Genomic DNA, 19575 nt, shown 5'->3' with positions numbered 1-19575 from the left:
CTACTGCTGCCGGATTGAATCGACCTGCCTCGCAAGCTCATCTCTTAATTCTACGGGCGATGCAATCATTCTGAAGGCATATCTCTTCCCACCGGCAGATTGTATGATAATCTTCCCGAAATTCAGGAACTTGCCGAGAGAAGGCTGGTATATGTCTACCATCTGTATATTTTCCAAAGGTATATCGCATGTTCGTTTCAACGGGAAACCGACCCTCAAAAGAAGCCTCTTATCTGTAATACCGATTTCTGAGTTTTGAAGGCTTATGGAAGAGAAAATACCCCAGATCACGCCAAGGGCAAGCAGGGCTAAAGCAGACATGCCTTTTGAAGGTATCCACAATCCTGCAAGGATTATAAGCACTCCGGGGCCAAAAAGCGTCGCCCAGTGCAACTTTGTGCAATATATAACACGTTCTTTTTCTATAAGATTATCTTCAATATAACCCATTTCATCCCTATGCACATACACGTCAAGACTATTTCTTAAAAACAGCACCCGTAGAGGCAGACGTTACGAGTTTTGCATACCGCGCCATATAGCCCTCTTTTATCTTCGGCTCCGGCTGTTTCCAGGCTTTTCTCCTTTTCTCTATCTCCTTTTTGCTCACATTCAGATCAATGGTCTTCTTATTGAGATCAATTTCAATCTTATCTCCGTTTTTAACAAATGCTATGGGGCCACCCTCTGCTGCTTCAGGTGATACATGTCCGATGCACAGACCTCGTGTCCCGCCTGAAAATCTTCCGTCGGTGATAAGGGCACAGGCAGTATCAAGGCCCCTGCCTGCAAGGATACTTGTGGGAGTAAGCATCTCTCTCTTTCCCGGACCGCCTTTTGGCCCTTCATGCCTTATTACCACCGCATCGCCCGCTTCAATCTTGCCGGCCATTATTGCTTCCCCCGCATCCTCTTCACTTTCAAAAACCTTGGCTGTTCCCTTAAAATGCCATATACTTTCTGCAACACCAATCCTCTTCACTATCGAACCATCAGGGGCAAGTGTGCCGTGAAGTACGGCAAGTCCACCTTTCTCGTGATACGCCTCCTTGATCGGTCTTATTACGGTACTGTCTGCAACTTCAGCATATTTAAGAAGGTCCCCTATCTTTCTGCCCTCCACTGTTAAGCATTTTTTATTAATAAGATTCTTCTTGGAAAGTTCTTTCATGATCCCATACACGCCGCCTGCTTCGTTTAAATCTTCAAGATGATGGGGCCCTGCAGGGCTCATATTACAGATATGGGGAACTTTTTCGGAAATCTCATCAAATAATGCGAGCGGCAACGTTATCCCACCCTCATAGGCTATTGCCGGCAGGTGCAAAGCCGTATTCGATGAACCACCGAAGGCCATATCTACCGTAATAGCATTTTTAAATGCCTCAATTGTCATAATATCACGGGGTTTTACATCTTTGCTGATCAGATCAACTATTCTTTTGCCGGCTATCTTGGCAAGCCTTATCCTTGCTGCATAAACCGCGGGAATCGTGCCGTTTCCAGGCAGGGCAATGCCCAGAGCCTCAGATAAACAATTCATTGAATTTGCCGTGAACATACCCGCGCATGAGCCAGCGCCAGGACAAGCGCACTCTTCAAGCAAGGAAAGTTCATCCTGCCCCATAAGGCCGCCGGCAACCTTGCCGACCCCTTCAAACACGGATATAAGATCTACGGCCTTGCCCTTAAACTTTCCGGCAAGCATAGGTCCGCCGCTGATCATAATACACGGTATATTCAATCTCATGGCAGCCATTAACATACCCGGGATAATTTTGTCACAGTTCGGAATGAGTACAAGACCGTCAAAAGGATATGCCTTTGCCATAACCTCCACAGAATCACAGATAAGCTCCCGTGAACCGAGGGAGTATTTCATGCCTTCGTGGTTCATGGCAATGCCGTCACAGATCCCGATGGTAGAAAATTCCATAGGAGTGCCGCCAGCCATCCGTACGCCGTCTTTCGCTGCCTGAGCAATTTTCCCAAGGTGAATATGGCCCGGTATAACCTCGTTCACCGAGTTTGCTATACCAATTATCGGTCTTTCTATTTCTTCGGGCAGATAGCCCATTGCATAAAAAAGGCTTCTGTGCGGCGCCCTGTCAATCCCTTTTTTCATTTTATCCGATCTCATTATTACCTCCTTATCTCAAAAGCAAATATGAATTACATTCTAATTTCTAAATTCTACATTCTAAATTTCATCTTTATCACGCTCTCTTAAACTTCTCATTCAACAGCCTCTTAAATCTTGGTATATAAATAATCTCAAAAGCCTCTTCCTTATCCGGAAAAAGTTTTAATGCGTATTTCTTAACCCCTTCCACAATCTTTAGTGCTTCATCATGAGTAACGTTCTGATTTTTAATATATTCCATGGCAAAATCCACAATAAATCTTAATTGTCTTAGTTTCTTTTCTTCCTCAAGGAGTTCTTCATCCATGACTGAATACCACTATGTGAAACGTAAAAAAATTAACATGCAGGTTAGAGCCTGTACCTGTCTTTCATTTTTTCACTTTGCTTCTTACCTGAATCAGTTCCATAAAAATCCATAGGCAAATACCAAAGGAAATCGAAATATCGGCAACATTGAATGCCGGCCAGTGATAATCTTTGTAATATACGTCAAGAAAATCAACAACATATCCGTAAGAAATTCTATCGTATATATTCCCTACTGCACCTGACAATATGCATGTCAGGGAAAGCCTCCTGGAAAACTCCATCTTGTATGCGATGATAACAAATATAAGCAACCCTATAATAAGCAGCGGAATATAAGTAAATATATGCTTTGCATAAGTATACTGTGACAGGAGGCTGAAAGCTCCTCCATAATTTCTTGCATGGACAATGGAAAAGAAAGGTGTAACGTCAATCTGCCGGGCAAATGCCAGACTGTTTATGACAAGCAGCTTTGTCCATCTGTCGAGAAGAAAAATAAAAGGGACTATAAGGAATATAAGGTGTCGGCGCATCGCTTGCATACATGGGTAAATTGCCCGGTTTCGATCAGATCCGTTGTATACTGCCAGCATCTCCCGCACTTTTCTCCCTCTGCCCTGAAGACATTGACCTCAATCTCATTTTCCTTTTTAAGCTCAATCTGGGATACAATGAAAATATCTTTAAACTCATCGCCTAATTTTTTAAACAACTCGTATTCGTTTTCAGGCAGACCGAGGACAACTTTTGCATCGAGCGAATGCCCTATCACCTTTTCAACCCTTTTTTCTTCAATTTTTTTATTAACCGTTTCTCTGATGTTCCAGATCTTTTCCCATTCTTCCTCTATCTTTGTGTCGATAAACTCTTTTTTAATAACAGGAAATGTTGTTAACAGCACGCTGTCTTCCTTGACCATTCCCTTTAAATATGACCACATCTCCTCGGCAGTAGCAGAAAGCACAGGGGCTATAAGTTTAAGAAGCGATATTAGAGCTTCATGGATTACAGTCTGAGATGCCCTTCTCTTAATTGCATCCTTTCTTTCCACATAAATCCTGTCTTTGACGATATCCAGATAAAGAGAGCTCAGGTCAACGGAACAAAAATTATGAATGCTGTGGTATATCGCATGAAATGCATAATCATTATAAGCAGTTGTAACTCTCTCTATTAATCTTTGCAGCCGCGAGAGCAACCATTTATCAAGATATGACATCTCTTCATAAGGGACAGCATCCTTTTCAGGATTGAAATCGTCATTAATATTTGCATGGAGAAATCTTAAGGTGTTTCGTATTCTCCGGTAAGTTTCTATAAGTCTGCTAATAATATCTTTGGATATCTTTATATCGTCCCTGTAGTCTTCATACGTCACCCAGAGTCTTAAAATTTCGGCACCGTATTTTTCGATTATTTCTTCAGGGGATATGATATTTCCAGAGGATTTCGACATCTTCCTGCCTGTGCCGTCTACAACAAAACCGTGCGTCAGTACTGATTTATACGGAGCGGCGCCTTCATTACCTACAGAAGTCAAAAGAGAGCTATGAAACCATCCCCTGTGCTGATCGCTTCCTTCAAGATACAAGTCTACAGGGTATTTCAGTTCTTTTCTTTTTTTACAGACCGCTGCCCAGCTCACCCCGGAATCAAACCAGACATCGAGAATATCTTCTTCTTTCATAAAAGTATCATTGCCGCAATGTTTGCATGTCATGCCTTCCGGCAGAAAATATGATGCCTCTTTTTCAAACCAGATGTCCGCTCCATGTTCCATTACCAAATTTTTAATGTTATGAAATGTCTCATCACTCCAGAACTGTTCCCTGCATTTTTCACAGTAAAATATGGTAATCGGTACTCCCCATGTCCTCTGGCGTGAGATACACCAGTCCGGCCTCACCTGAAGCATGTTGTATATCCTGTCGTGTCCCCAGGCAGGTATCCATCTTGTCTTGTCTACTTCATTAAGCGCCTTTTGTCTAAGACCATGTTTATCAAGGGAGATAAACCACTGTTCAGTTGCTCTGAAAATTACCGGTTTTTTGCAACGCCAGCAGTGAGGATAAGAATGCTCTATCTCTTCCCTGTGAAGAAGAAGCCCAAGCTCTTGCAGTTTGCCGATGACATGCTTGTTGCTCTCAAAGACATTCATGCCTTTGAAAAATTCAACCTCTTCAAGAAATTCGCCTCTATCGTTTACCGGTGAATAAACATCAAGTCCGTATTCCAGCCCTGTTACGTAGTCTTCTTCGCCATGTCCGGGAGCAATGTGGACAGATCCTGCACCTGTATCGTTTGCCACATAATCTGCATACACAACCACAGAATCTCTCTTGATAAAGGGGTGTCGGAATGTGAGCCCTTTAAGCCGTTTAGCCTCTATCTCCTCGATTATCTTATATGTTTCGATACCAGCTTTTTTCATGATATCTTCAACAAGATCTTTGAGTACAATATATATTTCTTCTTGCGTTTCAATGGCTACATATGTAAAATCGGGGTTTATGGCTATTGCAAGGTTGGCCGGCAGTGTCCACGGGGTTGTTGTCCATATAAGCATAAAAACAGGCTTATCCGGATAGCGCTCAAATACACCCTCTCTCTTTTGTGTATAAGGAAATTTTACATAGATTGCATCCGATTTCTTAGAATCATATTCTATCTCTGCCTCCGCAAGAGCAGTAAGACAGTTTGTACACCAGAGGACAGGCTTCTTCTTCCTGTATGCCTCGCCTCTTTCAAAGAATTTTTGTATTTCCCCTATTATGGTAGCCTGGTAATTAAAATCCATAGTGATATAGGGATGTTCCCAATCACCTATAATGCCGAGCCTTTTAAACTCTTCTCTCTGGATGTTTACAAACCCTTCGGCATAAGTACGGCATTTATGCCTTATCTCAATTTTAGACAATGAGAGCTTCTTTTCCTTCGTCTCCTTCTCTATCTGATGTTCTATCGGCAGCCCATGACAATCCCAACCGGGTATATAGTCGGCCCTGTATCCTGACATGAACTTTGATTTTATAATTATATCTTTTAATATCTTATTCAGTGCAGTTCCAAGATGAATATGACCGTTTGCATACGGGGGGCCGTCATGAAGTATGAACGAAGGGTAATCTTCACTTTTTTTAGTAAGTTTTTGATAAACCTTCGTCTCTTCCCAGAATTTTAAAATCTCCTTCTCCTTAGTAGGCAGATTGCCTCTCATCGGGAAGGGCGTCTTTGGTAAATTCAATGTGTCTTTATAATCCATGTCATGCCTGTCCTTTTATTAAAAATTTAGTAAAATTAACATAAAGGAGGCTGTCTATGCAAGAGATTAACTTATTTCCTATTCCAAATCAAAGCGCTATCATTGTTGGCTTCATCATCGATAGGGGACCGGGGGCTATATATGCTGTATCTCTACATTATCCCTTATAAACTCTTCAATTTCCTTTTCTTTTTCCCAATAGAAATGGTCGGTTGAAATAATCTTTAACGACTTTTCCAAAACAGGCAAATCTTTGTAGAATTTCAGCAGGCTATTTATGGGGGATATATCGTCATGCTCGCCGCCTATAAAGTATATATCTTTTCTGAATTGACTTAATTCTTCCGTCGAATAGAATGCGAAAGGATAGGAGACAAGGAAAAGTGCATGCACATCCTCAGCGCTTGAGGCAGCTCTGCTTGCCACCCAGGCTCCAAAAGAATATCCGGCAAGTACCACACAGGCATCCTCGTTTATGTTTTCTTTCAGGAATGCCAATGATGCGATTACGTCTTTAACTTCCCCTTCCCCTTTATCATACACGCCGCCGCTCATTCCAACACCCCTGAAATTAAACCTCAATGTAGTAAATCCTTTTCCGAAAAAGCCGTTGTCTATAGCATCAACAACATTATTCTGCATACTCCCGCCATATAACGGATGAGGGTGACATATAACAACACCTGCTTTTTTTCCGTTTTCCCGTAATATTCCCTCAAGTGGATAGTCGGATACTATGGAAACCCTTTTTATTGACATACCGTATTTATTTTGTTAGTTTTCTATCGAAAAATCAAGAAGGAAATGCTATGGGGTTTTTTAAAAAGAAAGAAAAAGACATAAAACCATATAAAGAAATTGATATCCAAAAGGAAATAAAAAAAGCCGAAAAAGACGAATCGCTCTGGATAAAATGCAGTTCCTGTCAGGAACTCCTTTACAGAAAAGAAGTTGAGAGAAACCTGCATGTTTGCCTGAAATGCTTTTATCATTTTCCCATTAGCATTGAAAACAGAATTGCATTAACTTTCGATAAAAACACCTTTACCGAACTTTTTAATAAAATAGAGCCCGTTGATTTCCTTAAATTTAAAGATACAAAACCATATAAAGCAAGATTGACTGAAACACAGGAATCAACAAAAAAGAGCGATGCAATGATTTGCGGAAAAGGAAAAATAAACGGAATCGATGCGCTGGCAGCCATCTTTGATTTTTCATTTATGGGGGGCAGTCTCGGTTCTGTTGTTGGCGAAAAAATCACGAGGACACTTGAAGAAGGGGTAAAACAAAAATTACCTGTTATTATTTTCTGTGCATCAGGCGGTGCGCGTATGCAGGAAGGCATTATGTCACTAATGCAGATGTCAAAAGTATCCGGTGCAATATACAGATTAAAATCCGTGGGTATTCCCTATATTGTTGTTCTTACAGATCCTACGCTGGGCGGCGTTACTGCAAGTATGGGTATGTTGGGAGACATCATAATTGCCGAGCCGAAAGCAATGATCGGCTTTGCAGGCCCGCGGGTAATAAAAGATACAATTAAAGAGGAACTGCCTCAAGGATTTCAGAGGGCTGAATTTCTTCTTGAGCACGGGATGCTGGACATGATTCTGCCAAGAAAAGAACTGAAACATGGATTATCAAGGATACTTTCATTAGTAACATGATAGGATATTCCGATGCTCTGAAATACCTTTACGGGCTTGAAAAATTCGGAATGGTATTCGGGCTTGAAAATATTAAATGGTTGCTCAACATTATTGACAACCCTCAATCCTGCCTTAAAACTGTTCATATTGGAGGCACAAACGGCAAAGGCTCTGTTGCAAGCATGCTGTCGCACATATTGAAAGAAGCGGGATATACGGTAGGCAAATATACGTCGCCGCATCTTGTATCCTTTACCGAAAGAATCACTGTCAACGAGGAAGATATTTCGGAAGAAGAAGTGGCAGAACTAACGGAAACGATAAAAAAAAAGGTTGAAAAAAAAGACAAGGAGAGATTTTTTACTTTCTTTGATTTTACAACAGCCCTCGCTTTTGAACATTTTTCCAGGAAAAAAACGGATATCTCCATTATCGAAGTGGGCCTTGGAGGGAGGTTTGATTCCACAAATGTGGTAGAGCCTGCAATAAGTATTATAACCAACGTATCGTATGACCATATGCAATACCTTGGAGAAGATATTGCTGATATAACAAAAGAGAAGGCAGGCATAATAAAAGGCAATACACCCGTTATAACCGGGGCACAGGGTACATCTGCAAAGATAATTGAGGCAACAGCCAAAAAACTCGACTCCCCGGTATATAAGCTTCACAGAGACTTTTCCTATAAAAAGACCGGGGATCAGATGATGTCTTACGCAGGCATCAAGAAGAATATTGATAATCTTTCGATAAATCTCATGGGAGACCATCAGTTTATCAATGGGGCAATATCCTTGTGCGCTGCCGAGGTATTGTCGTCCTCCGGATTCTCAATTAATGAAGATTCCATGCGTAAGGCCCTCGCAAGTATCAAATGGCAGGGCAGGCTTGAAGTAGTGAATGAAAACCCCACCATTATTCTCGACGGTGCGCACAACCCTGATAGCGCACACGTTCTTGCAGAGTTTTTTAAATCTCACTATACTGATAAAAAGAAAATATTGATTTTCGGTGTTATGAAGGATAAAGATTGTAGAAAGATTATTGAAAAAATAGTACCATTTACAGATGCAGTCATTCTTACAAAACCGGCGACGGAAAGAGCTCTGCCGCCTGATGAAATGGAAGGATACGTAAAGAATCCTTTTGTTACAGAAGATGTACGGAGTGCTCTGATAAAGGCAAAAACTATTGCCGATGAAAACAGTCTGATCCTTGTAACGGGATCGTTTTATACAATCGGGGAGGCAAAGGCAATCATTGATGAAATTTTTTAAAACTATAATTGTTATTTTTATGATCACAGCACCTATTTTAGTTTTCGGAAAACAGCCGGATTACAAGTCTTCTTCCATAACCCAAATAGATATATCGGCATATTCCCTTGAGCAGGATAAAGAACAGAACACGTACACTGCCAGAGGAAAGGTTGAGCTTAAGGAAGGAACAAGGCTGTTAAACGCCGATTATGTTACATATAATAAAAATACACAGGAGATATTTGCAGAAGGAAATGTGGTTCTTCGTGAAGGAGAAGACATAGTTGAGTGCAACACACTGCATTTAAACCTTATTACTAAAATGGGCAAGATAGAGAAGGGGAAAATATTCATAAAAAAAGGTGATTTCAATATCACCGGCACAGAGATAGAAAAAGTAGGTGAAGCGACATACACCATTAAAAACGGTGAAATGACTACCTGCGAAGGGGATAGGCCTGCCTGGAAATTTATTGCAAAAGACGTAGATCTGACTGCTGAAGGTTACGCAAAAACAAAAGGCGCAGAATTCCAAATCTTAAATCAGACTGTTATGTATATGCCCTGGGGTATTTTCCCCGTAAAAACAGAAAGACAGTCCGGATTTCTTATGCCTATAGTGAGGCTGTCAAGCAGGGATGGCGCAGTTATAAAAAATTCATATTTCTGGGCCATATCGAAGGATAAAGATGCCACATTCTACCTTGATTATATAGCAAACAGAGGGATTAAGCCGGGTGCCGAATTCAGGTATGCACTCAGGGAAGACATGAAGGGAGAATGGTATTCCTCAATCATACAAGATAATGATTATGGTAATACCCGATATCAGATTAAGGGCAGGCATGAGCAAGTTATTGGCAAAGATATGGTTTTCAAAATAAACGCCAATCATGTTTCCGATTATAATTACCTCAAGGATTTTGGATTAAGTGTACAGGAAAGAAGTGAAAACATGGTGAAATCAACCGCTTACGTTGAAAAACCGCTGCCCAAATCGCTTCTTACATATGAGATGTCCTATTTTAATGATATTACGCAAAAAAATAACGATTATACATTCAAATATTTACCTTTTGCATCCTTTTTCACAGAGTATATTCCTGTTATAAAAGAGACATTTTATACCGATACACGCGTTGACTTCACAAATTTTTACAGGGAAAAGGGGGATGCGTACTCAAGGTTGAACTTTGAGCCAAGCTTGAGACTGCCTTTTTCTTCCAACGGCATAAATTTCCTCATCAACGGTACTCTATACGAAACGGCTTATCTCATCAATGCTGCCGAAAAAAACAACAAAGATACAAAACTCCACCAGACTGCCAAGATTGAGGCAAATATGAATACTCAATTATTCAGAAATTATCATACGGAAATCTTTAATCTCGGTGAAATGCAGAGCCTTATAAAACCGCAACTAAAATACACATTCATACCAAATACATCCTTTACTGATATCCCCTTGATTGATTCGTCCGACAGGCTTTACCAGACAAACACTTTAACATATTCATTGAACCACTACCTGAATGCTTTTACCCCAGAGGGATCAAGGGAAATATCGCTTTTCGAAATCGAGCAGACTTACGGGATTTCCGGAGGCCTCAGTCCTTCAACACTTTACGAGGGATCCGGTGGGCGCTTTTCCGATATATCAGCAAGATTAACATTATATCCTAAGAACAATCTTACTTATAAAAATGAAAGTATATTAAGTACAGGCGGTGACGGCCTAAAGGTTATGAGGAATTCCTTGAGTCACAAAATACAAGATTTATACAATATTAGCGTTACCCATAATTATACAAATCAGTTAACCAATGAACTCTATTACGATCTTGGCGGCAAATATAAATATTTTGAAGGTAAATACCAGATGAGATATTCCTTTATGGAGAGCACGTGGATAGATACATTGTATCAGATTACATACCGTCCTAATTGCTGGGCAACAACGCTTACTCTTATCCAGTCAACAAGACCGAGGGATACGACTGTCAGACTGTCCTTTGACTTGGCTGGCATTACAACAAGGTGACGCATCTGAGTTTAAAAGAGTAAACTGCAAGGTCAGGAAGTTGAAAGGTTGAAAATATTAGCAACTTCTCATCTTCTCAAGCTCATATTCTCTTGATTTATACAGGAGGCATTTATGAAAGGAATTATACTTGCGGGTGGTCTCGGAACAAGACTACACCCTCTTACAAAGATTACGAATAAACACCTGTTGCCAATATACGGCAAACCAATGATCTATTATCCCATAGAAACACTTATTAACGCCGGCATAACAGATATCATGATAGTCACCGGCGGAAATCATGCAGGAGATTTTTTAAGGCTCCTTGGAAACGGTATGGACTTTGGTTTAAAACATATCAACTACACCTATCAGGAAGGCGAAGGCGGTATTGCTGATGCCCTGTCTCTTGCCGAATACTTTGCAGACCGGCAGAAGATATGCGTTATCCTTGGAGACAACATTATAGAAAGGAATATCATTAAAGCAGTAAAGGATTTCGAGACCCAGGAAGAAGGTGCAAAGATTCTGCTGAAAGAAGTACCTGATCCGGAACGGTTCGGGGTGGCACAGATAGAAAATAACAGGCTGGTCAATATTGTAGAAAAACCCAGACAGCCGACAAGCAACCTTGCAGTCATCGGTATTTATATGTATGATCCACGTGTTTTTGACATAGTAAAGACGCTTAGACCATCGGACAGGGGTGAATTCGAGATTACAGACGTAAATAACGCATATGTAAAAGAAGAAAAAATGACATGGGAGATGCTCCAGGGCTGGTGGACAGATGCAGGCACATTTGAATCACTGCTGCGCGCCAATATACTCGTCTCCCAGACAGGAGCAAATAAAAAAGACAGTGAATAACTAAAAAGGCAGTGAATAGTATATGGTGAATAGTCGTTAGCAGAAAAGCTTTTCACTGTTCACTAACGACTATCGACTGCAGTTAAAGAATTGGAGGTCTGATGATAAAGGACGTAATTGTAAAACAGCTAAAATATATACCCGATGAAAGAGGAAGGCTGATGGAGATACTTAAATGCAACGAAGAGATATTCACAAAATTCGGCCAGGTATACTTATCAACTACATATCCATCTGTAGTCAAGGCATGGCATTATCATAAGGAGCAGGATGATTTTATCGTATGCATAAAGGGTATGCTGAAACTCGTACTATATGATAACAGAGATGATTCACCTACAAAGGGAGAGATCAACGAATTCTTTATCGGCGAGTTCAATCCATCCCTCGTTAAAGTCCCAAAAGCGGTTTATCACGGTTGGAAATGCGTGAGCGTTGAAGAAGCCATCGTAATAAATGTTCCAACCGAACCATATAACAGGGAAAAACCTGATGAATACAGGTTAGACCCGCATAAAAATGATATACCATACAACTGGGAGAGGAAAGATGGATAACATAAATATTCTCGTTACAGGGGGCTGCGGTTTTATAGGGAGCAATTTTATCAACTATATGCTCTCGATATACCCCTATAACATAATAAACCTCGACAAGCTTACCTATGCCGGCAACCTCGAAAATCTGAAAGGCATAGAGCATGACAAACGGTACACTTTTATAAAAGGTGATATTGCAAGCAAACCTGATCTGGAAAAAGTATTCGAGATAAACATAGATACGGTTGTCAATTTTGCAGCAGAATCCCATGTGGACAGAAGCATTATAGACCCTGATACATTCATAAAGACAAACATTAATGGTACATTCAATCTCCTCGAAATAGCAAAGAAAAAGGCGGTTAAGAAATTCATACAAATCTCAACGGACGAGGTCTACGGTTCCCTCGGCAAAGAAGGGAAATTCCGTGAGGATACGCCTCTTGCTCCGAACAGCCCCTATTCTGCATCCAAAACATCAGCCGACATGCTCGCAATGGCATATTTCAAAACTTTTAAAACACCCGTAATGATAACAAGGTGTTCAAACAATTATGGCCCGTATCAGTTTCCGGAAAAATTAATTCCATTGATAATCACAAATGCCCTTGAAAACATCGAATTGCCCGTTTATGGAGACGGCATGAATGTAAGAGACTGGATACACGTCTTAGACCACTGCGCAGCTATAGATACGGTATTGCATAAAGGCACAGTCGGAAACGTCTACAACATTGGCGGGGAAAGCGAGAAAGCAAACATCGATATAGTTAAATTGATTCTGGACATCCTCGGAAAACCACACTCTCTGATAAAATATGTAACAGACAGACCCGGCCACGACAGGAGATATGCAATAGACCAGACCAAGATTAAAAAAGAGCTGGGTTTTCAAACAAAAATGAGCTTTGAAAAGGGCATGGAAGATACGGTAAAATGGTATATCGAAAACAGATCATGGTGGGAGCGGATAAAAAGCGGCGCATATCTGGAATATTACGACATGATGTATAAAAACAGATGAAAATTATTATAATCGGAGGCAAAGGCTTAATAGCAAAAAATATTTTAACGCATCTCAGCGCCTGCCACAAAGTGATCACCGTAGACATTGACGAGTGGGATATTGCGGATAAAGAAAAAGGTAAAGAATTTTTACAACAATATTTGCCGGATGCAGTTATAAACCTTGCAGCAATTACAAACGTTGACGGCTGTGAAGATAGTGTTGAGCTTGCCCGGATAGTAAACGGAGAAGCGCCCGGTTTTATCGCAGAAGCCTGTGAAAAATATCATGTGAAACTTGTTCATTTAAGCACCGATTACGTATTTAACGGTAAGAAAGGCGCTCCTTACACTGAAGAAGACACCCCTGATCCACAATCCGTATACGGTATGACAAAACTCGCAGGTGAGAGAAACGTGATGGAGAAAAATCCGTCATCCCTCATAATAAGGGCTCAATGGCTGTACGGGGACGGCGGAGAAAACTTTATAACGAAAATCACAAAAATAGCAGATGAAAAGGGTATGGTTGAAGTGGTTGATGATCAAAGGGGCATGCCTACATACGCAAAAGACCTGGCGCTTCCGTTAAAAACCCTCATTGAAAATAATAATTCAGGGATTTACCATATTGCAAACAGGGGCTCATGCACCTGGTTTGAGTTTGCCAGGGAAATTTTTTCACAGCTTCATATGGAAATAGAGGTCAAACCGATTACATCTGCCCGGCTTAACAGAAGGGCAAGAAGGCCCGTCTATTCAGTTTACGATTGTTCCAAATTTCAAAGAGACACAGGTATTGTCATGAGAAGCTGGCAGGAAGCCCTCAAAGAGTACCTGAGCTAAACAATCATGAGAATAATCTTTTTTTCCGATGCCCATCTCAACAAAAAAGATGATGGAAGAACAGGTTTTCTCGTTCGATTTATCAATGATGTATGTCAAGATGCAGACATGCTGGTTATCGTCGGAGACTTATTTGAATTCTACCACGGCTATGACGGGTACATCTACCCCTGGTATAAGGAAGTCATAGATGCGCTGAAAACCACTGCTGCCAAAGGTAAACGTGTATACTTCATAGAAGGAAATCATGAATTTCACATGGGCAGCTTTTTCGAAACATATACGGGCATCAAATGCATGGACGAGCTGACCATAGATATTGACAACAAAAAGTTTTTAATTACCCACGGCTATCAAATAAAGAGAAATTATCTTGTCAAAGCCCTGAAAACCCCTTTTATTTATGGAATAATGGATATGTTCGGGCCGGTCCTTACATGGAAAATTGCTGCAATTTCAGGAGCATTTTTATCCAGGAAGACAAAACCCTTCATTAAAAACGTAATGGATCTCTTCAGACAATTCGCCCTAAAAAAGTTTGACGACGGCTATGATGCTGTTATACTTGCACACTCACACATACCCGATAAAATGGAGTACAATTCAGAAAACACAAAAAAATACTATCTTAATACAGGCGATATTATCAAGTCCTCAACATATGTGGAATATAACACCGAAACAGGGTTCGAAATAAAAAAGTACTCATAAACCGCATTGCTGCCTTTCATCGTATTAAATGTTTGGCTGTTCACTTCTGAGTAACTTAACTTTAACCATTCAAAATTATTAGTTTCATAAAACAACATTTGCCTTTTGTACTGTTACCAGTTCAAACCCCAATTCCTGAGCTTTCCGTTTCAGATTTTGTATAACCCGGGACCGATAGCGTTTTTCATAATATTCCTGACCGGCATCAACATAGGAAGTTCCGTGTGTAAGCATGGTATAAGACGAGCCAGTTTATGGGCAGTAGCGGTTATTGCCTTGGGGGCACCCATTCGTGCCCGTTGTCGTCTAAATATGCACCGAGCGCACTCTTTGAATTAAACAAGGTAAAAGCAGCCATGCGCAACGCTGCAGCAGCTTTATTGGCAAACGGCTTGGTGGCGCTGCTTAAGACCTTGCCGCCGCTGATTTTAGCACCGGGAGAGAGACCAAGCCATGAGGCAAAGTGCTTCGGTGATTTCCAGCGGCTCATATCAGTGCCGATCTCGGCAAGTATCTTGAGCGCCGTAGTTGTATCAATGCCGTTGATGCTCGTCAGGTCAACCCCTGACATACGTATCAGTGCATCTTCCACTTTAACGGTGGGTGCATCGTTTGAGGAATCATCAAAGCTTTTCAGTTGGGCCAGTATTTGTTGATCGCAATCGGCTATCTTCGTCTGGTAAACCTCATATAGTTCAAATGCTTGTTGTAAACTGAAGAGATGTTCAGTACGGTAGTTGCCTTTCAGGGAACGGGCTATCGTTACGATACTATTCTTGCATCGAGGATAGCGCATGGACGCAAGAGTGTCAGGGTTACGTTCACCATTGAGAATGGCCTTGATGATCCGCATGCCGGTTGTGCCGGTAATGTCTGTCACCACATTGTGGAGTTGCAGATTCATCTGGGTCAATGCCTTCTGCATTCGTTGTATATACGATGCAGCGCTGCGTAACAGCGTACTTCTTTGACGTACATAGGCACGAAGTGTGCAGACCTCATCTGCGGGACGGAAAGCCCCATGGAGCAATCCGTAGGTATGCAGTTGCTGAAGCCACTGGCAATCCGGTACATCGCTTTTTCTGCCGGGAACATTCTTGACATGACGGGCGTTAACCAATTTGACCTCAAGTCCGTGACTCTCAAGAATCTCAAAGACCGGTATCCAGTACACACCGGTGGATTCCATTGCAACTGTGGTAACGCCGCAGGAGATCAACCATTCAGCCAGTTTTTCAAGATCTCCGGTGAAGGTTGAAAATTCGCGGACAAGCTTATTATCGGTTCCCTCGGGAACAGCTACGAAGTGGCTCCTGGAAACAATGTCGATACCTGCTGCATAACGGTTGATATGTTCAAGATGCTTCGGGAGATTCATTTCCTTTTTCCTTACGGACTTTTTCTGTTTCATCAATCCGACCTCTGAAATATATAATCGGCATGACCGGAAAGGGAAGTTGTCGATGTACGACTCTCTTCTGAACGGGATAGCATATGCTTCACCAATGACAAATTTGCCAACTCCCGGACCACGCTATTCAACGGGCATAAAGCACCAATGGCGATACGGCCTCATCATCCCGGATGCCGTAATATCAATCCTGAATGGTTCAACGATTGCTTACTAATGTTCGATAAAGAAAGTGCCTATCCGGATGTCAGTTTTTATAAGGTGCTAAAGGGGTAGGGGGCATTATGTTAACCACCTGATGGGCTACAAAGGGAACAACTGTCCCACCCAGAGGCTTAACGTACTGAAATAAGAAGTGAAGAGCAAAATACCGATTATTATCAGGAGCACACCTAATATCTTCATTGAGTATTTGACTAAGTACCCGAATTTTTTTAAGAAGCCGAGGAGCCTGTCAAAAAGTAGGGCGGACATGATAAAAGGAATCGCAAGCCCCAACGAGTAAAGGCTGAGAAGGTAGGCGCCCTTCCAAATGTTTTTTGCAGCCGAAGCAATGATCAGTATGGAAGATAGTGCTGGTCCGATACAAGGCGTCCAGCCGAAAGAAAATGTTATTCCCACAATGAATGAACCAAAAATGCCAAGAGGCTTTTCTTTAAGATGGATAACCTTTTCCCGGTTCATAATGGGTATATTTATAATGTTCAGATAAAAAAGACCCATGATTACAAGTAACACGCCACCAATTTTTGTGATATATGATTGGTATTCAGACAGAATACCACCAATAATGGAAGATGACAGCCCAAGTGCTACAAAAACAAATGAAAAACCGGCAGCAAAAGCCAGGGAGTGTATGAGGACGATTTTTCTGTATTTTTTTGTTTCAAGTTCATTATAATTATCAAACGTTATCCCGCTGATAAAAATTAAATAGGATGGGATCAGAGGCAGGACACAGAGACTGAAAAAAGACAAAAGACCTGAGCCGAAGGCGACTATTCCGCTAAAATCTATGAAAGAGATTATACCTCCTGAAATCATAGAGGCTATAATATTTATTTTAAAAGAGGTTGTCAAATGAAATATGCTTCCATTGATGTGGGAACAAATACAGTATTGTTGCTTATTGCAGAAGTGGACAAAGGGATATCGGATATCCTTGATATTTCCACCATAACAAGGCTCGGGGAAGGCCTGAAGGAAAAAGGATGTATCTGCGATGATGCGATGATAAGGACTTTTTGTGCTCTTGAAGAGTACAAAAAGATAATAGATGAAAATGATGTTCACGAAATTTTATGTGTAGGTACAAGTGCTTTAAGGGAAGCAGGGAATGCAGAAGTTTTTTTAAAAATGGTCAGGGAGAAGCTTAAACTCACTATCAGAATTATAAGCGAGCATGATGAAGCCTATTATACGTATCTTTCTGTAAAAAATGATAAATTGATTAAAGACGAAAACCTTATTGTTATAGATATCGGTGGCGGAAGCACGGAAATCATAAAAGGGAACGGCCAGGGATTTTTAGATTTTATCTCGCTGCCTACCGGTACCGTCAAGCTTACGGAAATGTTTATTAAACATGATCCTCCGCTTAAGGATGAACTATCTTTGTTGGCAGATTACGCAAAGGGTTTATTACACAGGTTGCCTTTTGATGGTTGTGGGAGTAGCCTTGTAGGCGCAGGAGGGACAATTACAAACCTGACAGGCATTCTCCTTGGCCTTGAAATCTTTGATAAGGATAAAGTCCACACTGCCAGGATAATTTTAAAAGATATTGACATATTAATTGATTTGATGAAAAACATGGATACATCCGGTCGAAGCGCTATAAAGGGCATGGAGAGGGGCAGGGAAGATATTTTGCTACAGGGGATTATGTTTTTAAGAGAAATTATGGTATATTTTGAAATTGATAATTTGATTGTAAGTACTAAGGGGGTAAGGTACGGGGTTATTCATGAAAAACTCAGGGATGTATGATCATGACCAGTCAAAAGAAAGGATAAAACAAACCGAAGAAGCATATCGAGATTTTTATGAAAATGCCATTATGGGTATTGCTCAAGTTGCCTTGGAAGGTAAATATCTTAATGCAAACAGGTCATTAGCCCGTATGCACGGTTTTGAATCGCCCGAAGAAATGATCGGGAGTATTAATAATATCGGACAAGAACTGTTTGTGAACCCTGAAGATTTTAAGGGTTTTATAAAAATATTGAAGACGAAGAACATCTTAAAAGGATATGAAATCCAGCTATACCGAAAGGACAAAAGCAAGATATGGCTTTCAATGAATATACGTACTGTTCGTGATGCTTCCGGTAAAATACTCTATTATGAATGTATAGCGGAAGATATTACCGAACGTAAACGGCTCGAATCTCAGTTTATTCAATCACAAAAAATGGAAGCAGTAGGCACGCTTGCCGGTGGTATAGCCCATGATTTTAACAACCTCCTCATGGGAATACAGGGATATGCATCGCTCGTTCTTTACAGCATGGAACCCAATCATCCTCATTATGACAAGTTAAAGAGCATAGAGGATCTTGTAAGGAACGGCGCCGACCTGACGAGACAACTCCTTGGATTTGCACGGGGTGGAAAATATGAAGTTAAGCAGGTGGACTTAAATGAAGTCATTCATAAAACTTCTACGATGTTTGGCCGTACGAAAAAGGATATTACAGTACACTATAAAAAGGCAAGGGACATTTATATCGTTGAAGTAGACCATGGGCAAATCGAGCAGGTGATGTTTAATCTTTACGTAAATGCCTGGCAGTCCATGCCTGCCGGAGGCGATCTCTATATTGAAACAAAGAACATTACTCTCGATGAAGGTTATGTAAAACCTTATACTGTAAAGCCTGGAGAATATGTAAAGGTTTCTGTAACTGATACAGGACCGGGTATGGATGAGAGGACAAGGGAAAGGATTTTTGAGCCTTTTTTTACCACAAAAGAGATGGGCAGAGGCTCAGGCCTCGGGCTTGCATCCATCTATGGCATTATTAAAAATCATCTTGGCTTTATCAACGTTTATAGTGAAAAAGGTCATGGAACAACGTTTAATGTTTACCTCCCCGCTTTGGTGAAAGAAGTTGAAAGGAACAAGAAATCGGTACGAGCTATAAAAGGAAGTGAGAATATCCTCATAGTAGATGATGAAGCTGCGGTAATAAGCGTTTGCAGGGAACTTCTTGAAACATTGGGTTATAAGGTGATAACAGCAAGTAGCGGGGAGGATGCTGTTGAAATATACAGGTCGAAAAAAGAAGAAATAGATATAGTTATTCTTGATATGATCATGCCGGATATAGGCGGTGGAGAGGCTTTTGCGCTTATGAAAATAATAAATCCTTATGTCAAGGTGATCCTGTCGAGCGGATATAGTCTGAATGGTCAGGCAGCCGGTATCATGAAACAGGGATGCAAGTCATTTATACAAAAGCCTTTCAGTATAGATGAGCTTTCCAAAAAGGTCAGAGAAGTGCTTGATTCAAACTATGATGAAGAAAGGTGAG

18 protein-coding genes and 1 pseudogene are annotated in these 19575 nt (G+C 41.0%); 11 read left to right on the top strand and 8 right to left on the bottom strand.

Annotated features, from left to right (window positions below; genetic code table 11):
- From NT178_12220 to NT178_12195, 6 genes are all read right to left on the bottom strand, one after another.
- On the bottom strand, nt 1-471 hold the full coding sequence (locus NT178_12220) for a PH domain-containing protein (protein ID MCX5813291.1): 471 nt from the start codon (nt 469-471) through the stop codon (nt 1-3).
- A gap of 7 nt (nt 472-478) precedes the next feature.
- Nucleotides 479-2140 carry a dihydroxy-acid dehydratase gene (ilvD, locus tag NT178_12215; GenBank protein ID MCX5813290.1) on the bottom strand — a complete coding sequence of 554 codons (1662 nt, stop codon included), beginning with the start codon at nt 2138-2140 and terminating at the stop codon, nt 479-481.
- 76 nt (nt 2141-2216) lie between these two features.
- Nucleotides 2217-2450 (bottom strand): hypothetical protein, encoded by a 234-nt coding sequence (locus NT178_12210; GenBank protein MCX5813289.1) that lies wholly within the window; start codon nt 2448-2450, stop codon nt 2217-2219.
- A 64-nt stretch (nt 2451-2514) separates the two neighbouring features.
- Nucleotides 2515-2988, bottom strand: coding sequence for a signal peptidase II (lspA, locus tag NT178_12205; GenBank protein ID MCX5813288.1), 474 nt, complete (start codon nt 2986-2988; stop codon nt 2515-2517).
- Nucleotides 2961-5717 carry an isoleucine--tRNA ligase gene (gene ileS, locus NT178_12200; GenBank protein MCX5813287.1) on the bottom strand — a complete coding sequence of 919 codons (2757 nt, stop codon included), beginning with the start codon at nt 5715-5717 and terminating at the stop codon, nt 2961-2963. The genes lspA and ileS overlap by 28 nt, the downstream gene beginning before the upstream one ends.
- Nucleotides 5718-5852: 135 nt before the next feature.
- A complete protein-coding gene (locus tag NT178_12195) occupies nt 5853-6476 on the bottom strand; it encodes a dienelactone hydrolase family protein (GenBank protein ID MCX5813286.1) in 624 nt (207 codons plus the stop codon).
- Between the two features lie 50 nt (nt 6477-6526).
- Here NT178_12195 and accD point away from each other — a divergent pair, with 50 nt between their 5' ends.
- From accD to NT178_12155, 8 genes are all read left to right on the top strand, one after another.
- Nucleotides 6527-7390, top strand: a complete 864-nt coding sequence (accD, locus tag NT178_12190) for an acetyl-CoA carboxylase, carboxyltransferase subunit beta (protein MCX5813285.1) — start codon at nt 6527-6529, stop codon at nt 7388-7390.
- The gene (locus NT178_12185) at nt 7387-8652 is read left to right on the top strand and encodes a bifunctional folylpolyglutamate synthase/dihydrofolate synthase (protein MCX5813284.1); all 1266 of its coding nucleotides are present in this window, start codon (nt 7387-7389) and stop codon (nt 8650-8652) included. Before accD ends, NT178_12185 begins: the two co-directional genes overlap by 4 nt.
- Before the next feature lie 19 nt (nt 8653-8671).
- Nucleotides 8672-10675, top strand: coding sequence for an LPS assembly protein LptD (gene lptD, locus NT178_12180; protein ID MCX5813283.1), 2004 nt, complete (start codon nt 8672-8674; stop codon nt 10673-10675).
- Nucleotides 10676-10789: 114 nt separating this feature from the next.
- On the top strand, nt 10790-11527 hold the full coding sequence (locus tag NT178_12175; GenBank protein MCX5813282.1) for a sugar phosphate nucleotidyltransferase: 738 nt from the start codon (nt 10790-10792) through the stop codon (nt 11525-11527).
- Between the two features lie 101 nt (nt 11528-11628).
- The gene (locus tag NT178_12170; protein ID MCX5813281.1) at nt 11629-12084 is read left to right on the top strand and encodes a dTDP-4-dehydrorhamnose 3,5-epimerase family protein; all 456 of its coding nucleotides are present in this window, start codon (nt 11629-11631) and stop codon (nt 12082-12084) included.
- Nucleotide 12085: 1 nt separating this feature from the next.
- Complete coding sequence (gene rfbB, locus NT178_12165; GenBank protein MCX5813280.1) at nt 12086-13090, top strand: dTDP-glucose 4,6-dehydratase; 1005 nt, start codon at nt 12086-12088, stop codon at nt 13088-13090.
- A complete protein-coding gene (rfbD, locus tag NT178_12160; protein ID MCX5813279.1) occupies nt 13087-13917 on the top strand; it encodes a dTDP-4-dehydrorhamnose reductase in 831 nt (276 codons plus the stop codon). Before rfbB ends, rfbD begins: the two co-directional genes overlap by 4 nt.
- A gap of 6 nt (nt 13918-13923) precedes the next feature.
- Entirely contained in the window at nt 13924-14628 is a 705-nt protein-coding gene (locus tag NT178_12155; GenBank protein ID MCX5813278.1) for a UDP-2,3-diacylglucosamine diphosphatase, read from the top strand.
- Between the two features lie 84 nt (nt 14629-14712).
- On the opposite strand, the pseudogene NT178_12150 reads toward NT178_12155, so the two are convergent.
- Nucleotides 14713-16006: pseudogene (locus tag NT178_12150) on the bottom strand (IS110 family transposase).
- An 85-nt stretch (nt 16007-16091) separates the two neighbouring features.
- Here NT178_12150 and NT178_12145 point away from each other — a divergent pair.
- Nucleotides 16092-16256 (top strand): hypothetical protein, encoded by a 165-nt coding sequence (locus tag NT178_12145; protein ID MCX5813277.1) that lies wholly within the window; start codon nt 16092-16094, stop codon nt 16254-16256.
- Nucleotides 16257-16342: 86 nt separating this feature from the next.
- Here the strand turns inward: NT178_12145 and NT178_12140 are convergent, their stop codons facing one another.
- Nucleotides 16343-17083: a cytochrome c biogenesis protein CcdA gene (locus tag NT178_12140; protein MCX5813276.1), complete on the bottom strand. Its 741-nt coding sequence runs from the start codon at nt 17081-17083 to the stop codon at nt 16343-16345.
- A gap of 36 nt (nt 17084-17119) precedes the next feature.
- Here NT178_12140 and NT178_12135 point away from each other — a divergent pair, with 36 nt between their 5' ends.
- Nucleotides 17120-18028, top strand: a complete 909-nt coding sequence (locus NT178_12135; protein MCX5813275.1) for a hypothetical protein — start codon at nt 17120-17122, stop codon at nt 18026-18028.
- Entirely contained in the window at nt 18006-19574 is a 1569-nt protein-coding gene (locus NT178_12130) for a response regulator (protein MCX5813274.1), read from the top strand. Before NT178_12135 ends, NT178_12130 begins: the two co-directional genes overlap by 23 nt.
- Nucleotide 19575: the final 1 nt, after the last annotated feature.

It is taken from the genome of Pseudomonadota bacterium, assembly GCA_026388255.1.
GTDB lineage: Bacteria > Desulfobacterota > Syntrophorhabdia > Syntrophorhabdales > Syntrophorhabdaceae > JAPLKB01.
Note: the sequence above shows the minus strand (reverse complement) of the source record. Positions and strands in the feature narration are given on the sequence as shown.